The 25,577-nt window shown below is 51.0% G+C and carries 24 protein-coding genes and 1 riboswitch; of the genes, 10 read left to right on the top strand and 14 right to left on the bottom strand.

Features of this window, described 5'->3' with window-relative positions:
- Positions 1-97 precede the first annotated feature (97 nt).
- From BLW68_RS01235 to BLW68_RS01205, 7 genes are all read right to left on the bottom strand, one after another.
- Complete coding sequence (locus BLW68_RS01235) at positions 98-508, bottom strand: ExbD/TolR family protein (RefSeq protein ID WP_092789351.1); 411 nt, start codon at positions 506-508, stop codon at positions 98-100.
- On the bottom strand, positions 509-1,237 hold the full coding sequence (locus BLW68_RS01230) for a MotA/TolQ/ExbB proton channel family protein (RefSeq protein ID WP_092789348.1): 729 nt from the start codon (positions 1,235-1,237) through the stop codon (positions 509-511).
- Positions 1,237-1,923 (bottom strand): energy transducer TonB, encoded by a 687-nt coding sequence (locus BLW68_RS01225; RefSeq protein ID WP_177172120.1) that lies wholly within the window; start codon positions 1,921-1,923, stop codon positions 1,237-1,239. Before BLW68_RS01225 ends, BLW68_RS01230 begins: the two co-directional genes overlap by 1 nt.
- 68 nt (positions 1,924-1,991) lie before the next feature.
- Complete coding sequence (locus BLW68_RS01220; RefSeq protein ID WP_092789343.1) at positions 1,992-4,304, bottom strand: TonB-dependent hemoglobin/transferrin/lactoferrin family receptor; 2,313 nt, start codon at positions 4,302-4,304, stop codon at positions 1,992-1,994.
- A 23-nt stretch (positions 4,305-4,327) separates the two neighbouring features.
- Positions 4,328-4,924: an EF-hand domain-containing protein gene (locus BLW68_RS01215; protein ID WP_092789341.1), complete on the bottom strand. Its 597-nt coding sequence runs from the start codon at positions 4,922-4,924 to the stop codon at positions 4,328-4,330.
- Between the two features lie 30 nt (positions 4,925-4,954).
- A complete protein-coding gene (locus tag BLW68_RS01210; RefSeq protein ID WP_092789338.1) occupies positions 4,955-5,764 on the bottom strand; it encodes a DUF4198 domain-containing protein in 810 nt (269 codons plus the stop codon).
- Positions 5,765-5,946: 182 nt separating this feature from the next.
- A complete protein-coding gene (locus BLW68_RS01205) occupies positions 5,947-8,067 on the bottom strand; it encodes a S9 family peptidase (protein ID WP_092789335.1) in 2,121 nt (706 codons plus the stop codon).
- A 190-nt stretch (positions 8,068-8,257) separates the two neighbouring features.
- Here BLW68_RS01205 and BLW68_RS01200 point away from each other — a divergent pair, with 190 nt between their 5' ends.
- The gene (locus BLW68_RS01200; RefSeq protein ID WP_092789333.1) at positions 8,258-8,440 is read left to right on the top strand and encodes an excisionase family DNA-binding protein; all 183 of its coding nucleotides are present in this window, start codon (positions 8,258-8,260) and stop codon (positions 8,438-8,440) included.
- On the opposite strand, the gene BLW68_RS01195 is transcribed toward BLW68_RS01200, so the two are convergent.
- The 5 genes from BLW68_RS01195 to BLW68_RS01175 all read right to left on the bottom strand — a co-directional run bounded on the left by BLW68_RS01195 (position 8,426) and on the right by BLW68_RS01175 (position 14,176).
- Positions 8,426-9,337: a phosphotransferase gene (locus BLW68_RS01195; RefSeq protein WP_218141271.1), complete on the bottom strand. Its 912-nt coding sequence runs from the start codon at positions 9,335-9,337 to the stop codon at positions 8,426-8,428. The two genes, BLW68_RS01200 and BLW68_RS01195, sit on opposite strands and share 15 nt — an antisense overlap.
- Positions 9,289-9,918 carry a nicotinamide riboside transporter PnuC gene (gene pnuC, locus BLW68_RS01190; protein WP_092789331.1) on the bottom strand — a complete coding sequence of 210 codons (630 nt, stop codon included), beginning with the start codon at positions 9,916-9,918 and terminating at the stop codon, positions 9,289-9,291. Before pnuC ends, BLW68_RS01195 begins: the two co-directional genes overlap by 49 nt.
- Positions 9,915-10,163 carry a YkoF family thiamine/hydroxymethylpyrimidine-binding protein gene (locus tag BLW68_RS01185; protein ID WP_092789326.1) on the bottom strand — a complete coding sequence of 83 codons (249 nt, stop codon included), beginning with the start codon at positions 10,161-10,163 and terminating at the stop codon, positions 9,915-9,917. The genes pnuC and BLW68_RS01185 overlap by 4 nt, the downstream gene beginning before the upstream one ends.
- Positions 10,164-10,189: 26 nt before the next feature.
- Positions 10,190-12,247, bottom strand: a complete 2,058-nt coding sequence (locus BLW68_RS01180; protein ID WP_245728247.1) for a TonB-dependent receptor — start codon at positions 12,245-12,247, stop codon at positions 10,190-10,192.
- A 92-nt stretch (positions 12,248-12,339) separates the two neighbouring features.
- Positions 12,340-12,436: riboswitch (TPP riboswitch) on the bottom strand.
- Between the two features lie 108 nt (positions 12,437-12,544).
- Positions 12,545-14,176 carry a methyl-accepting chemotaxis protein gene (locus tag BLW68_RS01175; RefSeq protein ID WP_092789319.1) on the bottom strand — a complete coding sequence of 544 codons (1,632 nt, stop codon included), beginning with the start codon at positions 14,174-14,176 and terminating at the stop codon, positions 12,545-12,547.
- A 138-nt stretch (positions 14,177-14,314) separates the two neighbouring features.
- Between BLW68_RS01175 and BLW68_RS01170 the strand changes: the two genes are divergently transcribed.
- The 6 genes from BLW68_RS01170 to BLW68_RS01145 all read left to right on the top strand — a co-directional run bounded on the left by BLW68_RS01170 (position 14,315) and on the right by BLW68_RS01145 (position 19,699).
- Positions 14,315-15,088, top strand: coding sequence for a metalloregulator ArsR/SmtB family transcription factor (locus BLW68_RS01170; RefSeq protein ID WP_092789316.1), 774 nt, complete (start codon positions 14,315-14,317; stop codon positions 15,086-15,088).
- Between the two features lie 72 nt (positions 15,089-15,160).
- Positions 15,161-16,171, top strand: coding sequence for an ArsJ-associated glyceraldehyde-3-phosphate dehydrogenase (locus BLW68_RS01165; protein ID WP_092789313.1), 1,011 nt, complete (start codon positions 15,161-15,163; stop codon positions 16,169-16,171).
- 23 nt (positions 16,172-16,194) lie between these two features.
- A complete protein-coding gene (gene arsJ, locus BLW68_RS01160) occupies positions 16,195-17,397 on the top strand; it encodes an organoarsenical effux MFS transporter ArsJ (protein WP_092789311.1) in 1,203 nt (400 codons plus the stop codon).
- A gap of 67 nt (positions 17,398-17,464) precedes the next feature.
- Positions 17,465-18,367 (top strand): cation diffusion facilitator family transporter, encoded by a 903-nt coding sequence (locus BLW68_RS01155; RefSeq protein WP_092789310.1) that lies wholly within the window; start codon positions 17,465-17,467, stop codon positions 18,365-18,367.
- Position 18,368: 1 nt separating this feature from the next.
- Positions 18,369-18,779, top strand: a complete 411-nt coding sequence (locus tag BLW68_RS01150; RefSeq protein ID WP_092789308.1) for a hypothetical protein — start codon at positions 18,369-18,371, stop codon at positions 18,777-18,779.
- Between the two features lie 152 nt (positions 18,780-18,931).
- The gene (locus tag BLW68_RS01145; protein ID WP_092789306.1) at positions 18,932-19,699 is read left to right on the top strand and encodes a M15 family metallopeptidase; all 768 of its coding nucleotides are present in this window, start codon (positions 18,932-18,934) and stop codon (positions 19,697-19,699) included.
- A gap of 58 nt (positions 19,700-19,757) precedes the next feature.
- Here BLW68_RS01145 and mgtE read toward each other — a convergent pair whose 3' ends face one another.
- Complete coding sequence (mgtE, locus tag BLW68_RS01140) at positions 19,758-21,101, bottom strand: magnesium transporter (RefSeq protein WP_092789304.1); 1,344 nt, start codon at positions 21,099-21,101, stop codon at positions 19,758-19,760.
- A 293-nt stretch (positions 21,102-21,394) separates the two neighbouring features.
- On the opposite strand from mgtE, the gene BLW68_RS01135 reads away from it, so the two are divergent.
- The 3 genes from BLW68_RS01135 (at position 21,395) to BLW68_RS01125 (ending at position 24,771) form a co-directional block, all read left to right on the top strand.
- The gene (locus BLW68_RS01135) at positions 21,395-22,198 is read left to right on the top strand and encodes a DUF432 domain-containing protein (protein WP_092789302.1); all 804 of its coding nucleotides are present in this window, start codon (positions 21,395-21,397) and stop codon (positions 22,196-22,198) included.
- Between the two features lie 12 nt (positions 22,199-22,210).
- Positions 22,211-23,062, top strand: coding sequence for a mechanosensitive ion channel family protein (locus tag BLW68_RS01130; protein WP_092789300.1), 852 nt, complete (start codon positions 22,211-22,213; stop codon positions 23,060-23,062).
- 89 nt (positions 23,063-23,151) lie between these two features.
- Positions 23,152-24,771 carry a BamA/TamA family outer membrane protein gene (locus BLW68_RS01125; protein WP_092789298.1) on the top strand — a complete coding sequence of 540 codons (1,620 nt, stop codon included), beginning with the start codon at positions 23,152-23,154 and terminating at the stop codon, positions 24,769-24,771.
- Here the strand turns inward: BLW68_RS01125 and mutM are convergent.
- The gene (mutM, locus tag BLW68_RS01120; RefSeq protein WP_092789296.1) at positions 24,768-25,577 is read right to left on the bottom strand and encodes a bifunctional DNA-formamidopyrimidine glycosylase/DNA-(apurinic or apyrimidinic site) lyase; all 810 of its coding nucleotides are present in this window, start codon (positions 25,575-25,577) and stop codon (positions 24,768-24,770) included. The genes BLW68_RS01125 and mutM overlap by 4 nt on opposite strands.

The raw sequence follows: 25,577 nt of genomic DNA, 5'->3' as shown, positions 1-25,577 counted from the left end.
AGGCCTTATAAAACAGCATAGTTTGCAGCAGGCTAGCACTAAAACCGACCCGATAATATCGCGACAAAAGTTGTAGTTAAGGAATATAGCACCAGAGTTAATGTATCGGCTCAGTAACAAAACCTAACTTTGTAATACCCAATTGTTGTGCCAGTGCCATTACGTTAAGTACATGCTGGTATTCCACCGCTTTATCGGCCATTAGCTGCAGCGGTGGTTGCTGAGGTAACTGCGCTATGTGTGCCAGCTTGTGTTGCAGCTGCCCGGCCGTTACCACTTCGCTATTCCACTGCACGCTGCCGTCGCGCAGTACGCTGATGGCAATGCTGTCGGGGGTTGTAGTTGTGGGTTCAGCACTGGCCTGAGGCAACTCTACCAGCACTGTCTGAGTTAATACCGGCATAGTGATCATAAAAATAATCAGCAGCACCAGCATCACATCAACCAGCGGTGTCATATTGATTTCGCTGATAACTTCATCATCCTGCGAGTCTGTAGCGAAGGCCATTTACGCACTCTCCTGCTTAGTGGTTAACACACTGACACTGGCTTTGGGCGCAGCACCGGTGAGAAAATACGCATGTAATTGATGGGCAAAGCGGTTAAGACGGGTAATAACACCTTTATTGGCCCGTTGCAGTGCGTTGTAGCCCAGCACTGCCGGTATGGCCACCGCCAGGCCAACGGCGGTCATAATTAATGCCTCCCCTACCGGGCCGGCTACTTTATCAATACCGGCCTGGCCGGATACCCCTATGCTAACCAGCGCATGATAAATACCCCACACCGTGCCAAACAGTCCGATAAAAGGTGCGGTAGACCCTACTGACGCCAGTACCGGCAGGCCACGCTGCAGTTGTTGTACGTTGTCGTCAATGGCATTGCGTAAGCAGGCGCTTAGCCAGTCATTTAAACTTAGCTGGCCGTGTAAGTCGGCTTTGTGCAGGCTGTGATGATCAACCGCCGCCTGGCCTTCTTCTGCCAGCATGCGGTATGGGCTGGCGCTGTTGTGCGGTTGCAGCAGCTGTAAACCCTGGGCAAAGCTTTGCGCATGCCAGAAATCCCGCGAGGCAATATTGGCCGGGCGTAGTCGCCACAGCATCAGGCTACGCCAGATGATCACACTCCAACTGGCAACCGACATTAACAGCAGCAACAGCGCCACGCCTTTTATTACCCAGTCGCCTTGCGCCCAAAGCGCGGCCAGGCCATAAGGGTTGTCTGTTAGTTGCGTCATTAATTAACTCCTTCGGTTAAGGAAAAGGCTACCCGTTGGCGGTAGCGGTAATCTATTGCTGTGTCGCCGCGCCGTGCCGCCTGATAACGCCAGTGCTGCACTGCACTGAGTGCAGCCTGATCTAATCTTGGATAGCCACTACTTTGCAGCACGATAACATCGGCTACGGTGCCATTAACCAGCACGGTAAGCTCCAGTACTACTGTGCCCTGCTCGCGTAATTTACGCGATAACTGCGGGTATACCGGCGGCGCGTTATAGTGCGCTGTAGCATTTAACACCGGCGCCGAAACCGGCACGGCTATGGCGGCATGGCTGTGTTTTACTACCGGCTTACTTTGCTCAGGTGCCTGCTGAGCAGCTGTGTTGGGCTGCGCGGTTGCTTTTGTTAAAGGTGCTTGTGCTAACGGCAGGGCTGGCTTGTTTTCTGCCTGGGTTTGCTTAAGCTCACGCTTAGCTGCCGGTTTAACTGCCGGCTTAATTTCTTGTTTTACTTCTGGTTGCGCTTCTGCTGCAACCACAGGTTTTTGTTCAGGTGATGGCACGGCAGTTTGCTGCGAAGCCGGCTGTGCCACTAATACCCCGGTTAGTACTGGTGGCTGTATTGTTACTGTGCCTGGATCTGCAGCCAGATACCAAACCAGGGGCAGCAGGTGCGCACTGAGTACCGCGCCCAGCGTAAACAAAAAGCCCCCTGCTTTAACAGCAGGGGGAAGGCTTTGCGCCAGCGGTTGCATAGCGGCGGGAGAAAACATCAGAAGCTATAACTAATGGCCAGTTTGGCGTAACGGCCGGGTTCGCTGTAACGCTGCAGACCGGTACCGTCAGCCAGTACGCCACCACGCACACCACTACCTACCCAGTTGGTAACAAAACGTACCCGCTGCCATTGGTAGTATTCTTCGTCGAACAGGTTATAAATACCGGCTCTTAACTGCCAGTTTGGCGTAAGGTCCAATGTACCCATCAGATCAACTACGGTGTAGCTGTCGGTCAGATAAGGCTTTGCTTCAAAATCACTTTCTGTTGAGTCATAGGCGTCTTTGGCTTTTTTAGCCGCGCTGTGGGTTACATTCGCGGTAATGTTCCAGTTAGCACCGTCGTAGCGAAAGCCCAGCACTGCCGAAGCCGGGTTAATGCTGCGCAGCGGGTCGCCGTTTTCTTTCTCACCCTCGTTATATGAATAAGCCAAACGCGAGCTAAAGGCGCGGCTAATGCGCCAGGCGGCTTCCAGTTCCACGCCTTTTACGTCAGCTTCACCAATATTATCAATGGTGTTGTACTGGTTACCCTGCGCCACAGTACAAACGCCACGGGTACAGGTTTCATACACCACATCAGGGTTTTGTATCCGGGTAACAGTATCAATCATATCGCTGTACTGATCTTTAAACAGCGATACGCCCAGCAGCAGGTTGTCTGTTTGATAGCGGTACCCCAGTTCCAGGTTCAGGCTGCGCTCGGCTTTTAAATCCGGGTTAGCGATGCTGCTCCACAGATCATCTACTACAGTGCCAGTGGCTTGTTCGGTGCGGCTGATCAGCGAGGTGGGTGAATACATTTCTGCTACGGTCGGCGCCCTAAAACCGCGCCCGGCCTGCGCCCATACCTGATGCGCCGTGGCTATCTGGTAGGTCAGGTTAGTTTGCCAGGTAAAGGCGGTGAAATCGACGTTAGCTACGGTTTGGCTGGCATCGCTAAATTGCTCGTCTAACTCGGGGCTGTACTTTAGCGAGTCAAAGCGGCCGCCAAGGCGTAATGTCCAGCGTGGGTCAAACTTAATCACTTCACGGGCATACAGGCTAAGTGCAGTAACGTCAGTTTTTGGCACCTGATCCGGGTCAATTACCGGCGGGCTTGCCAGCTCATCTGTCTGGCCAATATAACGGCGGTCAATAGCAGAATATTCTACGCTGCGCCGTTCAGCCGAACCGCCATACAACCACTGCTGGTGTACGGTATTGCCGAACAATTCTTTATCCAGCGCCACGGCCAGTTTTAGTTGTTGCTGCTTAAAATCACGATCTTCACTACGCAGGCAAGGTGACACGCCACCATTTACTACACCGCTGCAGCCAGTGGTGAGCATGGTGGTTAAACCATGAGTGTAATTTGACTGGTAATCCAGCGTGGCATTTACGCTGTCAGCAAAGGCCTGAGCGGCCAGCCACTCGTATTGCAGGCCAAAGCGTTTGCGCTCAATTTCATCATCACCAAAGCGTGATAAATAAGTGCTGTCGAGCCTGGATTGGTTGTCCAGCTCGCTTGTTTGTTTAAAGTATTCGCCGGTCCAGCCCAGACGCTGGCTATCCGTTAGCTGATATTGCAACTTGGCCAGAATATTATTACTGCTGTAATCCAGCGGATCGGCAATAGTGCGCCCGGCACCGCTGATATTGTCGCCAGAACGGGCGGTTTCAGTTTCACTACCATCGCGGCGGGTATACACCAGTAAAGATTCCAGCTTGCCGCTGCGGTTAGCCACAGTGCCACTGAACGAGGTTTCATCATTTGAGCCGCTAAAACCGGCAGACAAGCCAATATGGCTGTCATCACCTTCTGCAGTTAAATAGTCGGCCGGATCTTTGGTAACAAATAACACCGCACCGCCTAAAGCACCGCTGCCGGCGGCGATAGCATCGGCACCTTTTACAATTTCAATTTGCTTGAGTGCCTCGATATCAACCCCGCCTCTGGCAGAGCGGAAAAACTCATAAGCAACAAAAGTGGGTGGGTCCAGCGTTTCACCCAGTGACAAACCATCTACGGTTATGGCCACTCTGTCGCCGTCCAGGCCGCGGATATTAAAACCATTGCTGCCAAAGCGGCCCATATCGGTAGTGGTGACGCCAGGTACAAAGCGCACTGCATCAGCAATATTTTGCGCTTGCTGTTGTTGTAGCTGCTGTGCGCTGAGTTGCTCTGTTTGTTTGCTGTTAGCCTGGGTTTGCACCGCCTGCGCGGTTACCGATACGGTATCCAGCTCTGGCGCGGCATTATCCGCCAGGGCCTGGGTGGCAAAGGCCGCCGTTACCGCCAGTGCCAATAAAGTGTACTGCATAGCCATGTTACTGTTCTCCTGAGTGCGGCTTAATCGGCTTTTTTGACGGTCTGGCTTATTTGCTGGTCGAGCCGGCCGGCAAATTCTGCAACGTATTCGTCGTAGCTCAGCTGGCCATCGCCATTGGCATCGGTAGCCGCAAACTGTGCTGCACGGCCTTTGGCATATTCTTCGCGGCTAATTACGCCATCTTTATTGCTGTCGTACATCGCCAGCATGCCGTCAACAGAATGGGTGGTTGGCATTTTTAACAGGCGTTCACGCCGGGGCTGCTCTGTGCGCTGTGCCTGTTGCTGGCGGGTTTGCTCTGACCGGGTGTCTTCACCACGCGGTTCCGGTTTAGGATCGGCAGCAGATAGCACGCCGTCTTTATTGGTATCCATCCGCTCAAAGGCTAAATCACCGGAGCGGTTAAATTCAGCGCGGCTGATATAGCCGTCTTCGTCTTTATCCAGCGCATTAAAGCGCACATGAGTCTGGCGCAAGTGGCCGGCACGTTCGCTGGCCAGCTGCTTTTGCTGCACCTCGTTTAAGCGTGGCATGTCAGAGGCCGCAGTGCTGCAGGCGCTCAGGTAGGCACTGCTTAGCGCCAGAAATAAGGTGGTGTATAAATGTTGTTTGTTCATTGATAAAACTCCTGCGTTAACGGGTGGGCGCTATTGGGTAACTTCCAGCACAACGCTGTAGCTGTAACTGTATTGCGGCACTTTGGCGCTGGCCGGAGCATCAGCGCGATAGCGGCTTAGCAGCAAATAAGTACCTGCTTTTTCCGGTTTAAAGCTGATAATGCCGGCTGCATCTGTCGTCAGCTGCTGCGTCACTTTTTCGTCATTGGCACCGGCTTCCACGAAATACGCACTTACCGTCTGCTGCGCCAGCGGCTTGCCGTTAAACAGCACGCGGGCTCTTAAGGTGCTGTCGGTATAGAGGTCATTCGGGTGGCTGAGAAACTCCAGCTCCAGTGCTTCGCCACCGGGTTTTAAGGCGTTATGGTCTGGAGCACCTTTGCTGACGTAGGTTTCAGCCCGGGTTACTGCCTGAAAATGCGCAATAGATTTGGCGCCTGCCGGTAATTTGAAGTTTTCATCACGGCTGTTTTTACGCTCGCCGTCTTGCTCATAGGTGTGAAATACCGCGCCGTAGCGCAGGCCGGTACTAAAGCGGTAAGTGCCGTCGTCAGTTAACTGGTGCTCTGCCGTAGTGCGGGTATGGCTGTATTGTACCAGTGCCGGTTTAACTGCCGCGCCAGCCGGTGTTAGTACAGTAAACTGGCTGTTATCAAAGGCTACTTCGGGAATAAAAAAGCGATCGGCAAAGGCGGCATCGAGGCTTACCCAGCCGCCGCGGATCGGCTCAAAACTGGCAGGCTGTAAATAAGGCACATGGGCTTGTACGGCAACAGGGGCGACAAAGCTGCCCGACAATAGCGCAGCAGCAAAAATAGCCCGGTTAAGTGGCAACGACATAACGGCTCCTTAATGATAATAATTCTTATTAACTTGCGAGCCGAACTTTAATCTAACTGAGAATCATTTGCAAATGATAATTGATCTTATTTACGCAGTTTGAAGACCGCAGCAAAACAATAAACATTAGGGCAGAAAAAAGCCGGGCTACTTAACCCGGCTTAGTATGGTATTGCAGCGGCTTATTCAGTTTGGCCCAGCAGGTTAAGAATAAAGGCATATTCCTGCGCGTACTCGGCTAAACGTGAAAAACGGCCCGATTTACCACCGTGGCCGGCCTCCATATTGGTTTTAAACAATAATGGCTGGTTGTCGGTTTTAAGCGTACGTAATTTAGCGACCCATTTGGCCGGTTCAAAATACTGCACCTGGGAATCATGCAAGCCGGTGGTTACAAGCAATGCCGGGTAAGCTTGCTTGCTTAGCTGATCATAGGGCGAATAAGACAGCATATAATCGTAGTAGGCTTTTTGCTTCGGGTTACCCCACTCGTCAAATTCGTTGGTGGTGAGCGGAATGCTTTCGTCCAGCATGGTAGTAACCACATCAACAAAAGGTACATGCGCTACCAGTGCACGGTATTTTTCCGGCGCCATGTTTGCTACTGCGCCCATCAGCAAGCCACCGGCACTGCCTCCCATACCAAACACTTTATCTTTGGCAGCGTATTTATTGGCTACCAGGTAATCGGTTACCGCGATGTAATCGGTAAAGGTGTTAATTTTTTTCAGCAGTTTGCCATCTTCATACCAGTGGCGGCCCATTTCCTGCCCGCCGCGAATATGGGCAATAGCATAAACAAAACCGCGGTCAACCAACGAGAACACGGTAGAGCGGAATGACGGATCAGACGAGCTGCCATAAGAACCATAAGCATACTGATACAAAGGTGCAGTACCGTCCGCTTTAAAGCCCTTTTTATACAATAAAGACACCGGTATTTTTACGCCATCGGCGGCAGTGGCCCATACGCGTTCAGTGGCATAGTTGTTTTTGTCAAAACCGCCCAATACTTCGGTTTCTTTAAGCAGCTTTTTTTCACCGGTTTTCATATTCAGCTGATACACACTTTGCGGTGTAGTCAGTGATGTATAAGTGTAACGTAACCAGTCGGTATTTTGCTCCGGGTTGGTTTCAAAGGTGGTGACATAGGCTGCTTCGTCTGAGGCGACATAAAACGCTTTATCAGGTGCGTTCCATGGCATCACTTTAATACGGCGCAGACCGTCGCTGCGCTCGCTGATGGCCAGGTAATTGTCGAACGCTTCAAAGCCATGGATAAACACTTTTTCATCATGCGCTACCAGTGGCTGCCAGTTATTGCGGTCGCCCAGTTTAGCGGTTTCTACTGTCATTAAACGGAAATTAGGTGCATCCCAGTCGGTGTTGATAATCCAGCGGCCATTAAGATGCTCGGCCGTGTACTGAAAATCACGCTGGCGCGGTGCGATAACAGTAAACTCGCTTTGTGGCTTGCTGGCATCCTGCACCCGCATTTCGCCAGATACTGTGCTGCTGGAATAAATCATCACATACTTATCGTCCAGCGTATTGCCCACGCCCATGTAAAAGCTGTTGTCTTTTTCTTCGTATACCAGGCGGGCACTGGCCGGGTCATTGCCCAGCGTGTGTTGCAATACCTTAGTGCTAAGCAGGGTTACCGGATCGTTTTTAATCACGTACAGCGTTTTATTGTCCTGTGCCCAGGCCAGGCTGCCGGATAAGCCGGTAAGCTGATCGGGTAAATCCTGGCCGGTGCGTAAATCGCGCACTTTAAGGGTAAACTGACGCCGGCCATTAGTGTCTTCCATATAGGCCAGCAGGTTTTGATCCGGGCTTACCTGCCAGTTCGCCACCTGATAAAAATCTTTACCCTGCGCCAGTTGGTTAACATCCAACATAATTTGCTCGGTGCCGTCTTTTAACGACTTCCGCGCATACACCGGGTATTCCTGACCGGTTTCAAAACGGCGGTAGTAGCTGTAATCGCCTTTGTTATAAGGTACTGAGCTGTCGTCCTGCTTAATACGGCCAATAATTTCATCTGTCAGTTTGGTCGTCAGCGGCTGATATTTACTGGCGTATCCGGCAAAGTAGTCATTTTCCTGCTGCAGGTAATCCAGCACGGTTGGCGAGGTGCGGCTGTCGTCGCGCAGCCAGTAAAACGGGTCTTGCCGGTCACCATTGGGTGATTTAACAGTATAAGGCTGTTGTACCGCTACCGGTGCCGCCGGCTGGGTAGCATGCGCCATTCCACTGCTAATTAGGGCAGTAAATAATAATGAATAGAATGTTGTTTTCATGATTAAGCTCTTTATAACGGTAACAAATGAAATTAGCATGCTGTACCGCACAACACTATTAGCGGCAGTTTAAAAAAGTGTAACGGAGTGTGACATTGCTTTGAGCCAGGCAGGCTTTATCAGTTGGCTATTCACAAACGCCTGATTTTAGGCTATTACTTGTAAGTTTTCTAATCAACAGGATCAAGTTATGGCATTAATGACAGTTGAGCAGGTTGCAAATTTGCTTGGCGTACAAACAACAAGAGTAGAGCGGTTAGCGCGGGAAAATTTGCTGATTGCAGCTGAAACAGACAGTGAAGGAAAACCGCTGTTTAATGAAGAGGATGTAAAGCGCTACAAAACGCTTGCTGAACGTTTAGGTGGTTTGTAACGGCAAAGCCGCTAAAGCTTGTACCTGCTGCTGCCAATAGTTTGCCTGTGTCTGGCAATCTGGCAGCGCCAGATACCACAGCCAGCAAAAACCACTGTACAACAACTTTGCTGCAGGCAGCTTTTCGGCCAGTAGTTTTTCAGCTGGTAGTTTTTTAGTTGACAGTGCATCAAGTTCATTACGCTGCCGCAAGCGGGCATAGCCTGCCAGCATTTGCGCTTCTGCTGTTTTATCCAAGTTAAAATGTAAACTTATGGCGGCTAAATCCAGGCTGCTGTCGGCCTGCTGGCTGTATTCAAAATCAAGTAACCACAGTGCATCAGCGGCCCAAAGCAAATTACCCTGATGTAAATCCAGATGACATAACACTAAATCAGGCTCCAGGCTGCTAAGCTGTTGCGCAGCCTGTCGCAATGCTGCCAGCAAAGCCTTGTTCACGCGAGTATCCGCTGGTAGCGCTGCCAGTAATTGCGGTAAATAGGTAGAGTAATCCAGCGTAGCAGTTTGCACCTGTAACTGATGAAACTGCGCCAGCACAGATAACAGCGCATTGGCACCATGGCGGGCATAATCGAAAGGTTCAGCACCGCGGATATATTCGCTTAGCATCACCTGATAATGGTTATTTAAACACAGAGGCGTAGCGGCCAGCCCCATAGCAGCTGCAGCGTGCTGACAGCGTAACTCCTGCTGGCGGCATACGGTAGATTCTGCCGGATAACAGCGCAGCACATATTCGCTCTGTGCTGTTTTTACATAGTAACTTTGGTTACTGGCGCCATGAGACAGCGCCCGCACTTGTATAGGCGGCTGCTCAACAAAAAACTCCAGCCGCTGGCATAAGCGGGTTACATGCTCAATCTCACTGCCGGTTGTTGCTGATAATGACTGCGCCAAATAAAGTACCCTGCAATAGCGATAACCGTATACAGCATAAACAAGCCGGTAAGGAAATACAGATGTTTTTGTGCATAAACGAAAATTGATACAGCGTCTATTACCACCCAGTACAACCAGTTTGACACCAGTTTACGTGCTACCAGCCAGGTTGCCATTACGCTGAACACTGTGGTTTGGGCATCAAGATAGGCAAAATCGGCCTGAGTATAATTTGCCATAAAAGCCCCAAGTGCCACACCGGCTATAGCAGTAACGCCAATTAATACCGCATGGCGCTGCCAGGCCCACTCGTATACCGGGCCTCGCTGATCCGGGGCGCTTTGGCGCAGTTGCTGCCAGCGCCACCAGCCATACAGCGCCATAGCAGCGTAATATAGCTGTAGCAATGCATCAGACAACAATGCCGACTGCCACATAACGTGGGTAAACAACACGGTACTTAACAGCGCAGCCGGCCAGCACCACAAGCTTTGTTTTAGTGCCAGAATCACATAAGCCAGCGCCAGCAGCGTTGCCGCCAGCTCAAGGCTATGCATTAGCTGCCACTGCGCTATCGCCTGTGTGATCAGCTCATTCATGGCCGCAAATCACCGTGAATAAACTTGCAGACAAATACTACTTTGCCGTAGCGCTCGAATGACCATTTAATACAGGCCTGCAAGGCCTGCATCACTGCATCGTAATCACCAAATAACTGGGTGCTCATGGTGTTGGTCAGCACGGTTACGTCCGGGTATTTATTCAGCTGCTCAATAAAGCCTTTTATCGGCGTAATATAATCGTCGGCTAACGGGTACTTACTGATTTCAACAGATAATTGCATAACGCTCTCCTCAAACATCACTGGCCTTAAAACTGGTAACTGGCCGTTACGCCAAAACGGCGTGGCTCAGCAAATTGTTCATACACATGTGGCTCGTAGCCGTCTCTGGGGTCGTTACCAAAATAGAAGCCGCGCACACCGATATCCTGATCCAGCGCGTTGCGGGTCCATATTGCCAGCTCCCAGTTTGTCAGCTGATAACTTAAGCGCGCGCCTAACAGCTCGTAGCGTGACGATCGGGCATTGTGGCCGTCAGAGTAAAAGAAGGCATCTTTGCCCTGCAGGCTGACATTAAAGGTAAGGGCTTCGGTGATATACCAGTCAGTGGCAACACTGTACTGAAAGCGTGGCGCCTGGGCCTGCTCACGGCCGCTGAAATTTTCTTCGTCCAGCGTGACATAATTACCCAGCTTGGTTTTGAGCCAGCTGGCAGATAAAAATACTGCAAACTGTGGATGCAACTGCAGGCGGTTTTCCATTTCAATACCGTAGTTACGGCCGCTACCAGCATTATCAATAAAACCGGCAAATTGCGGGCCGCTGTCGGGGTTAAGCCAGCCTTTTACCTGCATATCGTCACGCCACATATAAAACGCCGCAACCCTTGCGGTAATGCTTTGATCCAACGCACTACCCTTTACACCAAATTCGGCGTTGTACAACGTTTCTGGCTGAAAACTGGCTTTGCTGTTTAGCTCGCTTAAGCTGTCATCGGCGGCTTTGGCCAGCGCATCGCCGTTTACACCACCGGCTTTATAACCACGCGACGCCAACAGGTATACTAACGCCTGGCTATTTACCTGATAATTCAGGCTTAAATTGGCGCCCCACATAGTGTCATGGTTTTTAATATTGTTACCGCTGATATCGCTATAGTCATCGTCATAACGCTCCAGCCGCAGGCCCGACACCAGGCTCCAGCCACTGCTTAACGGCGTGCTTAGCTCACCATACACAGCAGCATTGCTACGGCTGAGTTCACTGACAAAACTGTCGGCTTGCCATAAATCCCAGTTCCAGAATTGGCGCGTTAAATCAAAATTTTTACTGGCAGCATACAGGCCAAATACCCAGTCGCTGTTGCCCAGCTTACCCTGTGGTGTGGAGATAAACCGGTAATCCAGCGTAAGTTGATCGCGGCTACGTAAGTAACGGTCGGTAGTGGCATATTCATCCGGGTGAATACCAACATAACTCCAGTCTTCGTCAAAACCATAATCGCTGTCGGCGGTTAAATAACTCAGTTGCGCCAGCACTGTAGCAAACGGCAAACCACGGTAATCAGCCTGCAGTGCTACCGCTTTGCTGCGGATCTTATCCTGTCCCGGCTCGTCTGACAGCGTGGTGCGGTTGCGATCCAGCGAAAAGGCATCATAGCCGTTATCCTGATCGGTAGAGTGCGTAACCAGTTGCAGTGTCAGGGCATCTGATGGCTGATAACGCAGTTTAAAGCGGCCGGTAAATTCGTCGATGTTGTTGGTATCATCACGGTTTAAATAGGTGTTATTGATAAAACCGTCTGAGGTTTGCTGTTCCAGCGAAACACTGTAACCCAGCTGCTGATTAATGCTGTTACTAAACTGGCCTGCCAGTTGGCGGCTGTTGTAGTTAGCCAGCGTAGCGCTGAACTTACCTTCCGGCGTTGCCGTGGGGCCTTTGGTGGTCAGGTTTAGCATACCGGCCAGCGCGTTTGCGCCAAAGCGGGTAGCCTCAGGGCCACGAAATACTTCCAGCTGGGCTAAATCACTGATGCCACTGATCCCCATACCGGAATAATCAATACCGTCAATCAGTATGCCCACTGATGGGTTTATCGTATCAACAAACTCGCTACGCTCGCCGATGCCGCGCATCTGAATATATCGGCCGCGTGATGCGCCGGAGGTAAAGTTAACATTGGCAAACTGGTTAAGTAAGTCATCCAGATGCTGCGCAGAGGTGCGCTTAACATCCTGCTCACTGACCAACGCAATACTACCGGCAACCTGCTGTACTGCCTGCTGGCGAAAATCGCCCTGCACGCGGATCCGCTCTATAGCCGTATCGGCCGGCTCTGGCGCAGTTTCAGCTGCATGAGTTTGCATAGAAAAACTGCTGCATACCGCAACAGCGATTAACGATGGGAAAAAACGCATTTTTGTATGAATCTCCATAAAAACACAGAGATCACACCAGCTTGAGGAGTTAGCACCATCCCTCCGCCGGTATAATCCGGATCAGGTTCTAAGGGTTCGCCTTGCGGCATCTCAGCTATTGCACCCCTTGGTTGCGCGACAAGTGTAAAGCGTTTTATTTGTACATGCAATGCGCAAAGCAACACCAGTGACCTGTTGCTACTTTGCTATTGTGAAATGGGTACTGTGATACGGCAGCTTTGTCGGTTAATTGGCAAACACCTGCCAGTCGTTATTTAGCTGGGCGGCCAGTTGGGTTAGTTGCTCACTGGCGCTGGCTGAGCGGCTGGCTTCATTGCTTAACTGGCTAACCTCGTCGTTTAACTGATGTATAGTTGCGGCGATATTCTGTGATACCAGCTGTTGCTGTGCTGTGGCTGTGTGGATTTGAGCATTTGCGCTGCTGATATGCTCAACTGCGCTGGCCAGCTGATTAAAGCGGCTGCCGGTGTCCTGCGCCAGTTGCACATTGGTATTGGCCTGCGTATGCGCCTGCTGCATTACCTCTACGGCATTAGCAGCTTGCTGCTGCAACTGTGAAATCATGCCGTTTATTGACTCTGTAGCCTGCTTGGTATTAGCAGACAAGGTGCGCACTTCGTCGGCAACTACAGAAAAGCCGCGCCCGGCTTCACCTGCCCTGGCTGCTTCAATAGCGGCATTTAACGCCAGTAAATTGGTTTGCTCAGAGATTTTACGTATTACCTCCAGCACACTGGAAATCTGGCCGGAGCCCTGCTGTAAACCACTAACAACCTCTACACTGTGCTGTAACTGTACCGCCAGAGCTGTGATACCTGCTGCACTTTTATCTGCTGCCGTATGGCCACTGTGGCACAACTGCTCTGCGTGCACTGCAGCTTGCGCAGCCACCCCGGCGTTTTGTGCCACTTGCTGCACACTGCTGCTCATTTGCTCAGCAGCTGCGGCAAGTTGCTGTGCCTGGCGCGCCTGCACAGCAGCGCTTTGGTTTACCTCGGTGCTGATATCGTACACCTGCCCTGCCTGCTGGTTTAACGCCACAGCACTGTGGCCCAGCTTGGCAACCAGTTGTTCAAAATGCTGCATCATCTGGTTTAGTGCGCTGGCAGCTTGTGCCAGCTCATCATTGCCACTGTCGTTTGCCCGCAGGCTAAGATCGGAGCGGGTAACAACCTGTATCAGCAAATCGCGCAGCGCCAGCAAGGGCCGGCACACTGAGCGCTGTATTGCCCAAATAAGCGCACTAACCAGCAATACCAGTGCCAGACCACCCAATACATAAGCCTGCACCAGTTGCCCGGTAAAATGCTGTGCTCTGTCACGTACTGTTACCGCGGCACTGAGTTGCTGCTGAATAAAAGCCTCGGTCAGTTGGGTAAAGCCGGTGATCCTTAGTTCAATTTCGCTATTAACAGTAGATTCGTTCAAAATACGCACCAGCAGCGCATCGCTGCCGGCATAACTAATCCATTCGCCATAATGCTTGATGGCTTTAGCAAATGCCTGATCCAGTTCGGTATAAAATTCGCTGTCGTCCTGCAGCGGCCTACTTTGCACAAAACCTTGCCAGTGCTGCTGTGCCTGCGCCATATGTTGTTTAATCACTTGTTCAGTAGCTTCTGCTGAAGCCCAGCCGGTGCGGTATTTACGGATATCCTGCAATGAGGTTTGCTGCAAAATCTGCTGCACCGCCATAACGTCAGACAAAATCGCCAGATGATCATCATACAGCTGATTAAACAGCCTATCTTTTTGCTGTGCCGACCAAAAAGCCCCAGCCAACACCAACAACAACATTAATAAAGGCAGTACACCCAGTATCAGTACCCTGCTGGAGATTTTCAGCTTCGACAACATAACCGCTCCCAACGTCCGGCTTAAAACTGGCGGCAGTGTAAAGCGGCCAGATGACAGTTATGTGAATATTAATAATAGCCATTGACATACCAAATAATGAATATATGATATTTCGCATATGCATAAAAGGTAATTACCATGAGCAAAAAGTCCGTTATTTTTATCTGCACCGGCAACTCAGCCCGCTCGCAGCTAGCTGAAGCCTTGTTCCGGCATATGGCTGGCGAACAGTTTGACGTGTTCAGTGCCGGTACGGCGCCAGAACCGGTAGACCCACGGGTATTTGAAGTATTAAACAGCCGGCATATGTCAACTGAACACCTGCGCAGTAAAGATTTAGCCAGCCTCAGTGAGCGCCATTTCGACTACGCCATTACCTTGTGTGACAAAGCCCGGCAAAGCTGCGTTGCTCAGGTAAAAGCAGCACAAATTCTGGCCTGGGATTTTGCCGACCCTAAAGCCAAAGCCGGTACTAAAGCCTTTGATGTGGTGTTAAACGAGCTAAGCGAGCGGATAAAATACTTTTTACTGTTTAGCCAGAAATACCGCGCTGGGCCAGAGCAGCTTGGCGATGCGTTAAGTTTTTATAAAGCCCTGGCCGATGATACCCGGTTAAAAACCCTGTTACTGATCCAGCAGCAACAAGAGCTGTGCGTCTGTGAGCTAACTGCCGCACTTACTGAAACCCAGCCGAAAATTTCACGCCATTTGGCCCAGCTGCGTAAAGCTGCCATCTTGCAAGACCGCCGCCACGGCCAGTGGGTGTTTTACCGCTTAGCCGACAACCTGCCAGACTGGGCATTAACAGTACTGCAGCTTACGGCAGAAAATAACAGCGACCTTATCGCGGATAACCTTAGCAAACTCAATCAGATGGGCGACAGGCCGCAACGCGCCGCGCTATGTAGCTGAGCTCGCGATGCAACTGATCACGCCACCGAACAACGTAACTAAGTAATATCGTTAACAAGCAGGATTAACAAGATGACAATTAAAGTAGGTATTAATGGCTTTGGCCGTATTGGCCGTTTGGCACTGCGCGCGGCGTTTGACTGGCCCGAGCTGGAATTTGTACAAATTAACGACCCGGCAGCTGATGCCGCCACTTTTGCGCATTTGCTGAACTTTGACTCGGTACACGGTATCTGGCGCCACAATGCCCAGGCCGAAGGCGATAACATCGTGATTAACGGCAAAACCCTTGCCGTAAGCCATAACAAAGCCATTGCTGATACCGACTGGTCACAATGTGATGTAGTTATTGAAGCGTCTGGCAAGATGAAAAGCTCTGCCGTACTGCAGGCATATTTAGATCATGGTGTAAAACGGGTGGTAGTCAGCGCACCGGTTAAAGAACCAGGCGTGCTAAACGTGGTAATGGGCGTAAACCAGCAGCTGTATAACAAAGAGGTGCACCGCATTGTTACTGCCGCCAGTTGCACCACTAACTGCCTGGCACCGGTGGTAAAGGTAATACACGAACAGCTGGGCATTAAGCATGGCAGCATTACCACTATTCACGATTTAACCAATACCCAGAGCATTCTGGATACACCACATAAAGATTTACGCCGCGCCCGCGCCTGTGGCAGCAGTTTAATCCCTACCACCACCGGCTCGGCTACCGCCATTACCGAAATTTTCCCTGAGCTTAAAGGCCGCTTAAATGGCCATGCCGTGCGCGTGCCGCTGGCCAATGCCTCGTTAACTGACTGCGTATTTGAAGTAGAGCGCGCCACAACAAGCGATGAAGTTAACGCTCTGCTAAAAGCCGCCGCCGAGGGCGAGTTAAAAGATATTCTCGGTTATGAAACCCGGCCTTTAGTGTCGGTAGATTATAAAACCGACCCGCGCTCCAGCATTATTGATGCGCTATCCACTATGGTGGTTAACACCACTCAGGTGAAAATTTATGCCTGGTACGACAATGAATGGGGCTACGCCAACCGCACGGTTGAACTGGCCAAACTGGTTGGCCTGCAGGATAAACCCTAAGCGATACTAACCGGAACAAGTCTATGCTAAGCACCCTTAGCCCGCAGCTACGCCAGTATATGCTGGTAACGGCGAATTACTGGGCCTTTACCCTGACTGATGGCGCGCTGCGCATGCTGGTAGTGCTGCATTTTTATAGCCTGGGTTACAGCGGCCTGGCCATTGCCATGCTGTTTTTGTTTTATGAAATTTTTGGCGTTATTACCAACCTGGTTGGCGGCTGGCTGGGTGCCCGCATCGGCCTGAATAAAACCATGAACATCGGCCTGTTGCTGCAAATACTGGCACTGGGCATGTTACTGCTGCCGGCGCAGTATTTAATTGTGCCCTGGGTCATGGCAGCGCAGGCACTATCGGGCATCGCCAAAGACTTAAATAAAATGAGCGCCAAAAGCAGCATTAAACTGCTGGTGGCAGACAATGCTCAAAACACTTTGTTTAAATGGGTGGCTATTCTTACCGGTTCAAAAAATGCACTTAAAGGCGTCGGCTTTTTTATCGGTGGTTTACTGCTGAGTTTGTATGGTTTTAGTACTGCGATACTGCTGATGTTGCTGATGCTGAGCGCAATGTGGTTGCTAAGCTTATGGCGCTTAAAAGCCGATTTAGGTAAAAGCAAAACCAAGCCCAAATTTACTGAGCTGTTGTCAAAAAGCCGGGCAATTAATTTGCTGTCGGCCGCGCGTATGCTGTTGTTTGGCGCCCGCGATGTCTGGTTTGTTATTGCGCTGCCGCTCACGCTGGCCAGCCAGTTTGGCTGGAGCCATTGGGCAGTGGGCAGCTTTCTGGCGTTATGGGTTATTGGCTATGGCGCGGTGCAAAGTATGGCCCCCCTGCTTACCAGCAAAACCCGCCTGCCTGATGGCCGCACTTTAACGCTATGGGCACTGCTCTTGTGTGCCATACCAGCCGCTATTGCGGTAGCACTTGAGCAACAATGGCAGGCAGAAACCGCTTTACTTGGTGGCCTGCTACTGTTTGGTGCCGTGTTTGCTATTAATTCCTCCTTACACAGCTATATGATTGTCAGCATGGCGAAAAGTGATGGCGTGTCACTGGATGTCGGTTTTTACTATATGGCCAATGCCATGGGTAGGCTGATTGGCACGGTGTTATCCGGTTGGGTATATCAGCTGGCAGGCTTAACGGCGTGTTTGTGGATCTCGTCCGGCATGCTGGTGGCTACCGTGCTGGTATCGTTGTGTTTACCCAAACGGCACGCATGACACTACATGACATTGCGCAGCGGCTACTCTACACTGCAGTAAGCCGCTGATAAATTGTAGAATACTCATGCTAAGTTTACGCCCGCGCCAGTTGTTGTTGCTGTCTTTAGTTGGCGCCTTTGCCACTATGGCGCTTAAGTCGCTGGCCTGGTACCTTACCGGCTCGGTCGGTTTTTTATCTGACGCAGTAGAATCACTGGTTAATGTTGCCGGGGCAGGTTTTGCGCTGATCATGGTCAGTATTGCCCGCCGCCCGGCTGATAACAGCCACCCTTATGGCCATAGCAAAGCGGAATATTTATCGGCGGCCTTTGAAGGCGGCATGATTTTTCTGGCCGCACTGGTGATCCTTGCCACGGCTATTGAACGCCTGTTTAACCCGCAGCCTATTTCTACGCTGGGTATAGGCACTTTGCTTACGGTGCTGGCCAGCCTGATTAACCTGGCTATTGCCATGCTGTTGCTAAAAGGTGGTAAGCAGTATAATTCACCTGCCCTGGAAGGGGATGGCAAGCACCTGCTAACCGATGTCTGGACCACCGCCGGCGTGGTTATCGGCGTTGGTCTTGCTGTACTCACCGGCCACAACTGGTTAGACGCTGCTGTGGCCATTGCCGTTGCGCTGCATATTCTGCATGAAGGCGGTGGCATTTTGTATCGTGCAGCAAACGGCCTGATGGACAAAGCCTTGTCTGATAGCCGCATCAGTGAAATAGAACAGGCGCTGGAGCATTTTGCCAGCGGCAAAGTGCAGTTTATTAACCTGCGCACCCGCGCAGCTGCCACCCTGCAGTTTGCCCAGGTAGATATGCAGGTACCCGGCCACTGGACAGTAGAGCAGGCGCATCAATTAGCTGACGACGCCGAACGGGCCATGCAGCAGCTGGGCGTTGAACTTAGCGTACATATAGAGCCACAGCACGCGCATGGCACGCCAACCAACCCTGTAACGGAATATAAAGGAATTTAACATGATCCCACGCATCCAGTCAGAATGGCTCTGCCTGCAACAGAGTTACGACAAAATGGATATGCAGGCGCTGTGGCTAAAACTGCTTAGCCTGCTGGTCTGGTTTTGGCAGTTACATAGCGGCAGTAGTTTACGCGTTCAGCTTTGTGCAATAGCTTTATTCTGGCTGCATGAAGCCTTGTTACGTACAGTACAGCAGCGCACCGCTGAGCGGCTGTTACAGTTAGAACAGGCGCTGGCACAAAACCAGGACATTGGTATGCAATGGCACAGCGCCTGGCAGCAACAACGCGGTGCCATCACCGCTCTGGCTATGTCATACCTGCGCCAGGCGTTAAAACCAACTGTAGCCATCACCTACATTGCCCTTACCGCGCTAAGCGTAATCCGGGGGTATGTTATATTTAGTTAGTGGCATAAACCGGTGGCAATGTTTTACCGCCCCGGCAGATAAGTAAAACAGCAAGCTGCACCCCGCCGCCCGTTTATAGCCCGGCTATACTTCATACCAGCCGCAGGCTGCGGCTAACCCGGTAACACCGGGGTAACGGAGGAGCTTTTACTATGGCCAGAGATATGGTGATGGAACACCTGCATCCGACTTTCCGGCAAAAAGTCGAGTTGCTGTTGCAGGAACTTGCCCGCGCAAACTTACCTTTTAGATTATTTGAGGGCTTTCGCTCACCACAGCGACAACGCGAGCTGTATAGCCAGGGCCGCACGCGCCCCGGCGCCAAAGTAACCAATGCCGATGCCTGGAGTTCGTTGCACCAGTACGGCGTTGCTGCCGATTTTGTACTTTATATTGACGGCAAATGGAGCTGGGATGATAGCGGCGAGCGCAAAACCTGGTGGAAAAAACTGCATAAACTGGCGCAGTTGCAGCAACTGGAACCGTTAAGCTGGGAGTTGCCGCATTTACAAATGCAAGCTATGCAACTGGCACAACTGCGCAGCGGTAGCTACCCGCCGGATGGCGATAGCGATTGGGCAGAAAACCTGCAACAAGCTATTGTTAGCTGGCATAGCACACCGGTGGCCCCGCCGTTACCGGCTGCGCAATCTGGCCGCCCGGCATTACCTGCAAATGCGCCAGAACCTGAGGCAGGCAACATGCTGGCGCAGGCCGGTTTAAAACGCGCTACAGTAATAGCCCGCGATGGCTTGCGCCTGCGGGCGGGCCCAGGCACAAGCTTTGATATTAAAACCACACTGCGTAGCGGCCAGCTGATTACGGTAATGCAAAGCAGCGGCGATTGGAGCCAGATAGATATTCAGGGCGATGGTTTTGCCGACGGTTACTGCCACAGCGGTTATTTGGCACCTGCGTAATAACGCTTTAACAGCACCCTCTTTGGCGGCACTGCGCTGGCATCACAGTGCCGTTTTATTATAACCCCAGATACCAGGTAGCAATAGAAAAATACAGCACCACACCGGCAACGTCGGCAATAGAGGTAATTAACGGGCCGCTGGCGGTGGCTGGGTCAAGCTTGAAGCGGCTGAGTAAAAACGGCAGTGACAAACCAATTAAACTGCCCGCCAGTACTACCAACATCATCGTTAGCGACACAACCACAGCAATATCGTAGCCTCCGCGCCACCAGCCCAACCCTACTACAGCACTCGCCATTGTCAGGCCTAATAAACCGGCTACCAGGCACTCTTTGCCAAGCAAATAGCCCCAGTCGCGCAGTTTAATTTCACCGGTAGCCAATGCACGCACCATTAACGTACCCGATTGCGCCCCGGCATTACCGCTGCTGCCAATTAACAACGGTAAAAAGAATAACAGTGCAATGTGGCTGGCAATAATGCCTTCAAAATGGGCGATGCCAGCGCCGGAGAAGATGTTGCCAAACACTAAAATAACCAGCCAGAACACCCGCTTGCGATACAATAAACCAATACCTGCCTGTTTAACGCTGGTTTCCAGCTTGCCGATAGTCGCGGTTTTGTGAAAGTCTTCTGTTGCTTCGGCTGCAGCAACGTCCATGGCGTCATCGTAGGTTACAATACCGACCATCTGGTGTTCGCTGTTAACAATAGGCAGGGCCAGTAAGTCGTACTTGGCTATCAATGACGCCACTTCTTCCTGAGGCATATCGACACTGGCATAGATAGGATCGTGGTTAATCAGTTCTTCTATCGGCATATGCAGCGGTGCCAGAATAAGATCGCGCAACGACACTACACCGATTAATTTACGGGCTGCATCTACCACATAAGCAGAATAAATGGTTTCTTTGTCCGGTGCTTCACGGCGCAGTGAATCCAGCGCTTGTGCCACTGTCAGCTCGGCGGCAAGAATGGCGTAGTCAGACGTCATAATGGCACCGGCAGTGCCTTCTTCGTGTGATGTCAGGCGCAGTAAGTCTTCACGTTCGGCTTGAGCCAGTGCTGGCAGCAGGGTTTCGCGTTGCTCGTCGCTTAAGCGGTTAAATAAATCGGCACGCTCATCAGAAGACATTTGACGGATAATAGGGGCCAACTTACGGCGGCTGATATTTATGGATAAATTGACCTGTTCTTCTGCCGGTAAATAGCCAAACACTTCCGCTTGCTCAGCCCTGGGCAATACCGTTAACAGCGTCCATAGATCCTGAGCGGCAAACTCAACCAGCGCGCTGGCAAGGTCGGCGGGGTGTACGTCATCCAGCCGCTCCCGCAGCAAATGTACAGTATCTGATTCCAGCGCGGTGCGCAGCGTGCTGATCAGCGCAGGTAATTCCATAGCAACCTCTTACTAAACAAGCTTAGTAAGGGCTGAAAACTACCTCACTAAGCGGCACAATTGGCGAAACAATTGCAGAAAATGGGTGTTTGCAGGCCTGGCCTGCTACTGGGCACGTCCATAAGGGTGATAAATCTCCGGCTAAGTGAATTAACCTGTTGCTGAATAAGCAAAATATGGTGCTATTTTATAAAGCATAGCAGTGAATCTCAACTGAATATTGCCCAAACGCCAATAGGACTTATGCCGTCTTCTTGCTAAGATTGCGGCAGTATCCTGATTGAGCAAATTATATGACAGCGAAAAACTCAGCAGATAATGCCTGGTGGCTGCCGGTTGAACTGGCCACTGACAGTTGCTGGAGCTTTAACATAGGCCCGTTAAGTATTTACGTTAAACGCCAGGCGCAACAGTGGCAGCTGGCATATGAACGCGCCAGCACCATTGGCGAACGCGAATTACTTAGCAGCTCAGCTGCGCTGTGTATGCCGCCACAGCTAAAAGCCGAACGTTATATGTTTCGTCAAAGCCCGGCGGCATTGTGCCTGAAACCCGTGCTGATGGACAGGCCTGTCGTGGTGAAAACACTACAACCTGTGCATGTTCCGCCAGCTGAACAAACTACCTTATATATCAGTTCGCCGGTAAGTGTGCGGGTATCTTTGCAACAGCCGGAATACCTGCTGCAGGAAATTGCCATTGCGCGTTTATCCGACACCTGGTTTGGCCCCTCCACTCAGGTGGGTGAATTATGCTACGCCGACAAAACCCATGCCCGCTACAATAAAAATGAGCTACCTTTGCGGCCACATCGCGCTATTACGCCGGTGGTGGTTCAAAACACCTCAAAACAAATGCTGTCATTGAGTAAAATCAGTATTCCCGTACCTTACCTGGCAGTGTACAGCTCAGCCGATGGCAATTTGTGGACCGACCCGATAACCTTGCAACATGAAGGCGCCAACAGCCTGGCCCGCTTTAAAACCGGCACCTTGTCGGCAGCAGACGCCAGCGGAGCAACGCTGATCAGCCCGGCGCGGGCCGTACCGGAAAAACATAGCCTGATCCGCGCCTTTACCAATATTTTTGCTGAATAACCCAGAGGCAATATGACTGAACAACTACTGCACTGGCTGCAATCGGAACAAGCCAGCCATCTGTTAAAAGCCACGATTTTACTGCTGGCCGGTTTTGTTGTCGCGGGCCTTGCGTCACGTGCTATCGGCCGTATTCTGATCAAAAACTTTTCGCAGCATCATGTAGTGCTGTTTAAACGCCTGGTGTATTGGCTATTGCTGGCTTTGTTTATAGCCTCGGCGCTAAAGCAGTTGGGTTTTTCGCTTAGCGTCTTGCTTGGCGCCGCCGGTGTGTTATCGGTTGCGCTGGGGTTTGCTTCACAAACCTCGGCTTCTAACCTGATTAGCGGCTTATTTTTAATTGGTGAGCAACCCTTCCAACTGGGCGATACCATTAAAGTAGGCAACACCACCGGTGAGGTGTTATCGATAGATTTGCTATCAGTAAAGTTACGTACCTTTGATAATCTTTATGTTCGTATTCCAAATGAAAGCCTGATTAAAAGCGAAATGACCAACCTGACACGCTTTCCGATCCGGCGTTTTGATTTACTGATAGGCGTGGCTTACAAAGAAAATATCTCACAGGTACGCCAGGTAATGCTGAACGTTGCCGACAATAACCCGTTATGTCTGGACGAGCCCGGCCCGATATTTTTATTTCTTGGCTTTGGCGATTCATCGCTGAATATTCAATTTTCAGTATGGGCAAAGCGGGAAAACTTCCGTGATTTACGCAACAGCCTGCAGGAAGAAATTAAGCTGGCGTTTGATAAAGCTGGCATTGAAATTCCGTTTCCGCAGCGCACCGTTTATCTGGCACAACAGGCTACACCAATACAAACGGAGGCGACAGAACCAGTAACACAGAACAACCCGGTATAGGCTTTACTTGCTAAGTGCGCCGAAATAACGTTAACTGGTAACACTATTGCTACAGAACCCCCTTTAACGTCAGCCAGGAGGGCAGGCTTATGTTTCGCAGTCTAAGCTGCTTATTAACCGCTGTTTTTTGCTGTACAAGCTGGGCTGACTGCACTGAAGTCAACCCAAAAAGTAATACCGCGCTACCCAAGGGCGTTAAAGTGGGTAATATCGAGTACCAACGTAATAACGTATTCGACCTGAACGAGAAAGGCACATTCTGGCTGCACCGCTTTGCTAACTACAGCCACATTGTAACCAAAGAACCTACAATACAGGACGATTTGCTGTTTCTGCCCGGTGAGCCACTTAACCTGCATGATCTGGAAGAAACCGAACGCTTACTGCGCAGCCGGGGTTACATCCGTGAAGCCTCCGTCAATGTAATCCGCTACTGCGAAGATACACAAAGCGTCGATATCCTGGTAGAAACCTGGGACACCTGGTCTTTACTGCCCAAAATAGATTTTAGCAGCGAAGGTGGTGAAACCGACTACTCCCTGGGCATTGCCGACGACAACCTGCTGGGTACCGGTAACCAGCTACAACTGGACTACGCTAAAGACAGTGAACGTAGCGGCTATCTGGTGAGCTTCGCCTCGCCGAATATCTTTGGCACACACTGGAATACCCTCACCCGCTATGCCGATAACTCAGACGGCGAAAGCTACCACTTTGCGCTAACCCGGCCTTTTTACCGGCTGTCATCCAACTGGGCATTTAGTTTAGATATAGAACAGAAAAAAGAAGAAATTAAAGATTACCTGCTCGGCGATGAAGTTAATTTATACGACCGGAAACAAAAATGGTTTGAAACCTACGCCGGTTTTAAAATTGCAGAGCAAGGCAACCGTATTCACCGGCTTAACGTGGGTATAACACTGGACGATACCAAGTTTCAGTATAATGAGGAAACCCAATTTTCCGCGCCGGAAGATCGCAATTTGTCTTCTGTCTGGCTGGAGTACCAGCTGCTGCAAACTGACTACAAAAAGCTATTTAATATTAACCAGTTTAACCGGGTAGAAGATATTAACCTTGGCTGGCAGGCGCGGTTACGCATTGGCCGCTTACAGTCGTGGCTTAGTGCAGACAACCCCGGCTGGCAACTGGACACTGAACTGGCCAAGGTATGGCAGCTTAGCAGTGATACCTTTTTACTCGGCAACAGCCGTTATCAGGCGTTATGGCTAAAAGAGGTTAACCAGCATCTGTTTAGTAATCAGTTACAACTGGTACATCAGTTGAATAACCACAGCAGTGCTGTCGGTATTATTAATGCTGAATTTGGCCGTCAGCTGTTCCAGGATAACGCCCTGTATTTAGGCGGTGACACCGGCCTGCGCGCCTTTCCGCTCTATTATCAACGTGGTGACAGCCGTATTGTCGCCACAGCCGAGTACCGCTACTTTACCGACTGGACGATATTACAATTGCTGGACGTAGGCTTTGCCAGCTTTGTTGATGCCGGCCGTAGCTGGGGCGCAGAGCAGGATTTTGACAGTAATATCGATGATGGTGTGTTGTTTGGCGTCGGTGGTGGTATACGCTTGCTGTCGTCTCATTCCAGCCGCGGCACGATGATCCATATTGATTTAACCCATCCTTTTAGCGACAACCCCGAGCTGGACGCCTGGCAATGGCGGGTTACTGCAAAAAAGCGGTTTTAATTCTGACACTTCGAACAAAACACAGTGCTGCGCTGGCCAAGACGAATTTCACTTAATACAGTGCCACAGGTTAAACAAGGCTGACCGCCGCGGCCATATACCTGCAATTGCTGGGCAAAATAGCCAGGCTTACCATCAGCCTGGCTAAAATCTTTTAACGTTGTGCCGCCCTGCTTAATGGCTGCGGCCAGCGTGTCTTTGATCACCGGCAACAGTTTTTCCAATTGCGCAGCTGTTACCGCTTTGGCTGGTTTGGACGGCAAAATACCGGCTTTAAACAAGGCTTCGTTGGCGTAAATGTTACCCACTCCTACCACCACGTGGTTATCCATCAGCACCAGTTTTACGGCACTGCTGCGCTTGGCAAAAGCGGCCGTTAAATGCGCCAGGTTAAAATTATCGCTCAGCGGCTCCGGCCCCAGGCTGGCCAGTAATGGGTGGGTTTCCCCCTTATGCTGCCACAGCACAGCACCAAAACGGCGGGTATCGTTTAGCCGCAGCGCCATACCGCTGGCTAATACCAGATCAATATGATCATGCTTAGTTGCTGGCGTATCTGAGGGTATAACCTTTAAATGGCCTGACATACCCAGGTGCAAAATAATATCGCCCTGCGGCAGCTGAATAAGCAAATACTTGGCGCGGCGTGTTACTGATAAAACAGGCTGGTTCAGCTGAGCCAGCACCTCGTCAGGTACCCACCAGCGCAGCTGGCGCTGGCGTGCTACCACGTTAACGAGCTGCTGGTTTTCAAGATAAGGGCTAATGCCCTGGCGCGACACTTCTACTTCAGGTAATTCCGGCAC

It is taken from the genome of Rheinheimera pacifica, assembly GCF_900108485.1.
GTDB lineage: Bacteria > Pseudomonadota > Gammaproteobacteria > Enterobacterales > Alteromonadaceae > Alishewanella > Alishewanella pacifica.
The sequence above is the reverse complement of the archived record's forward strand: the minus strand, read 5'-3'. Positions and strand labels throughout refer to the sequence as shown.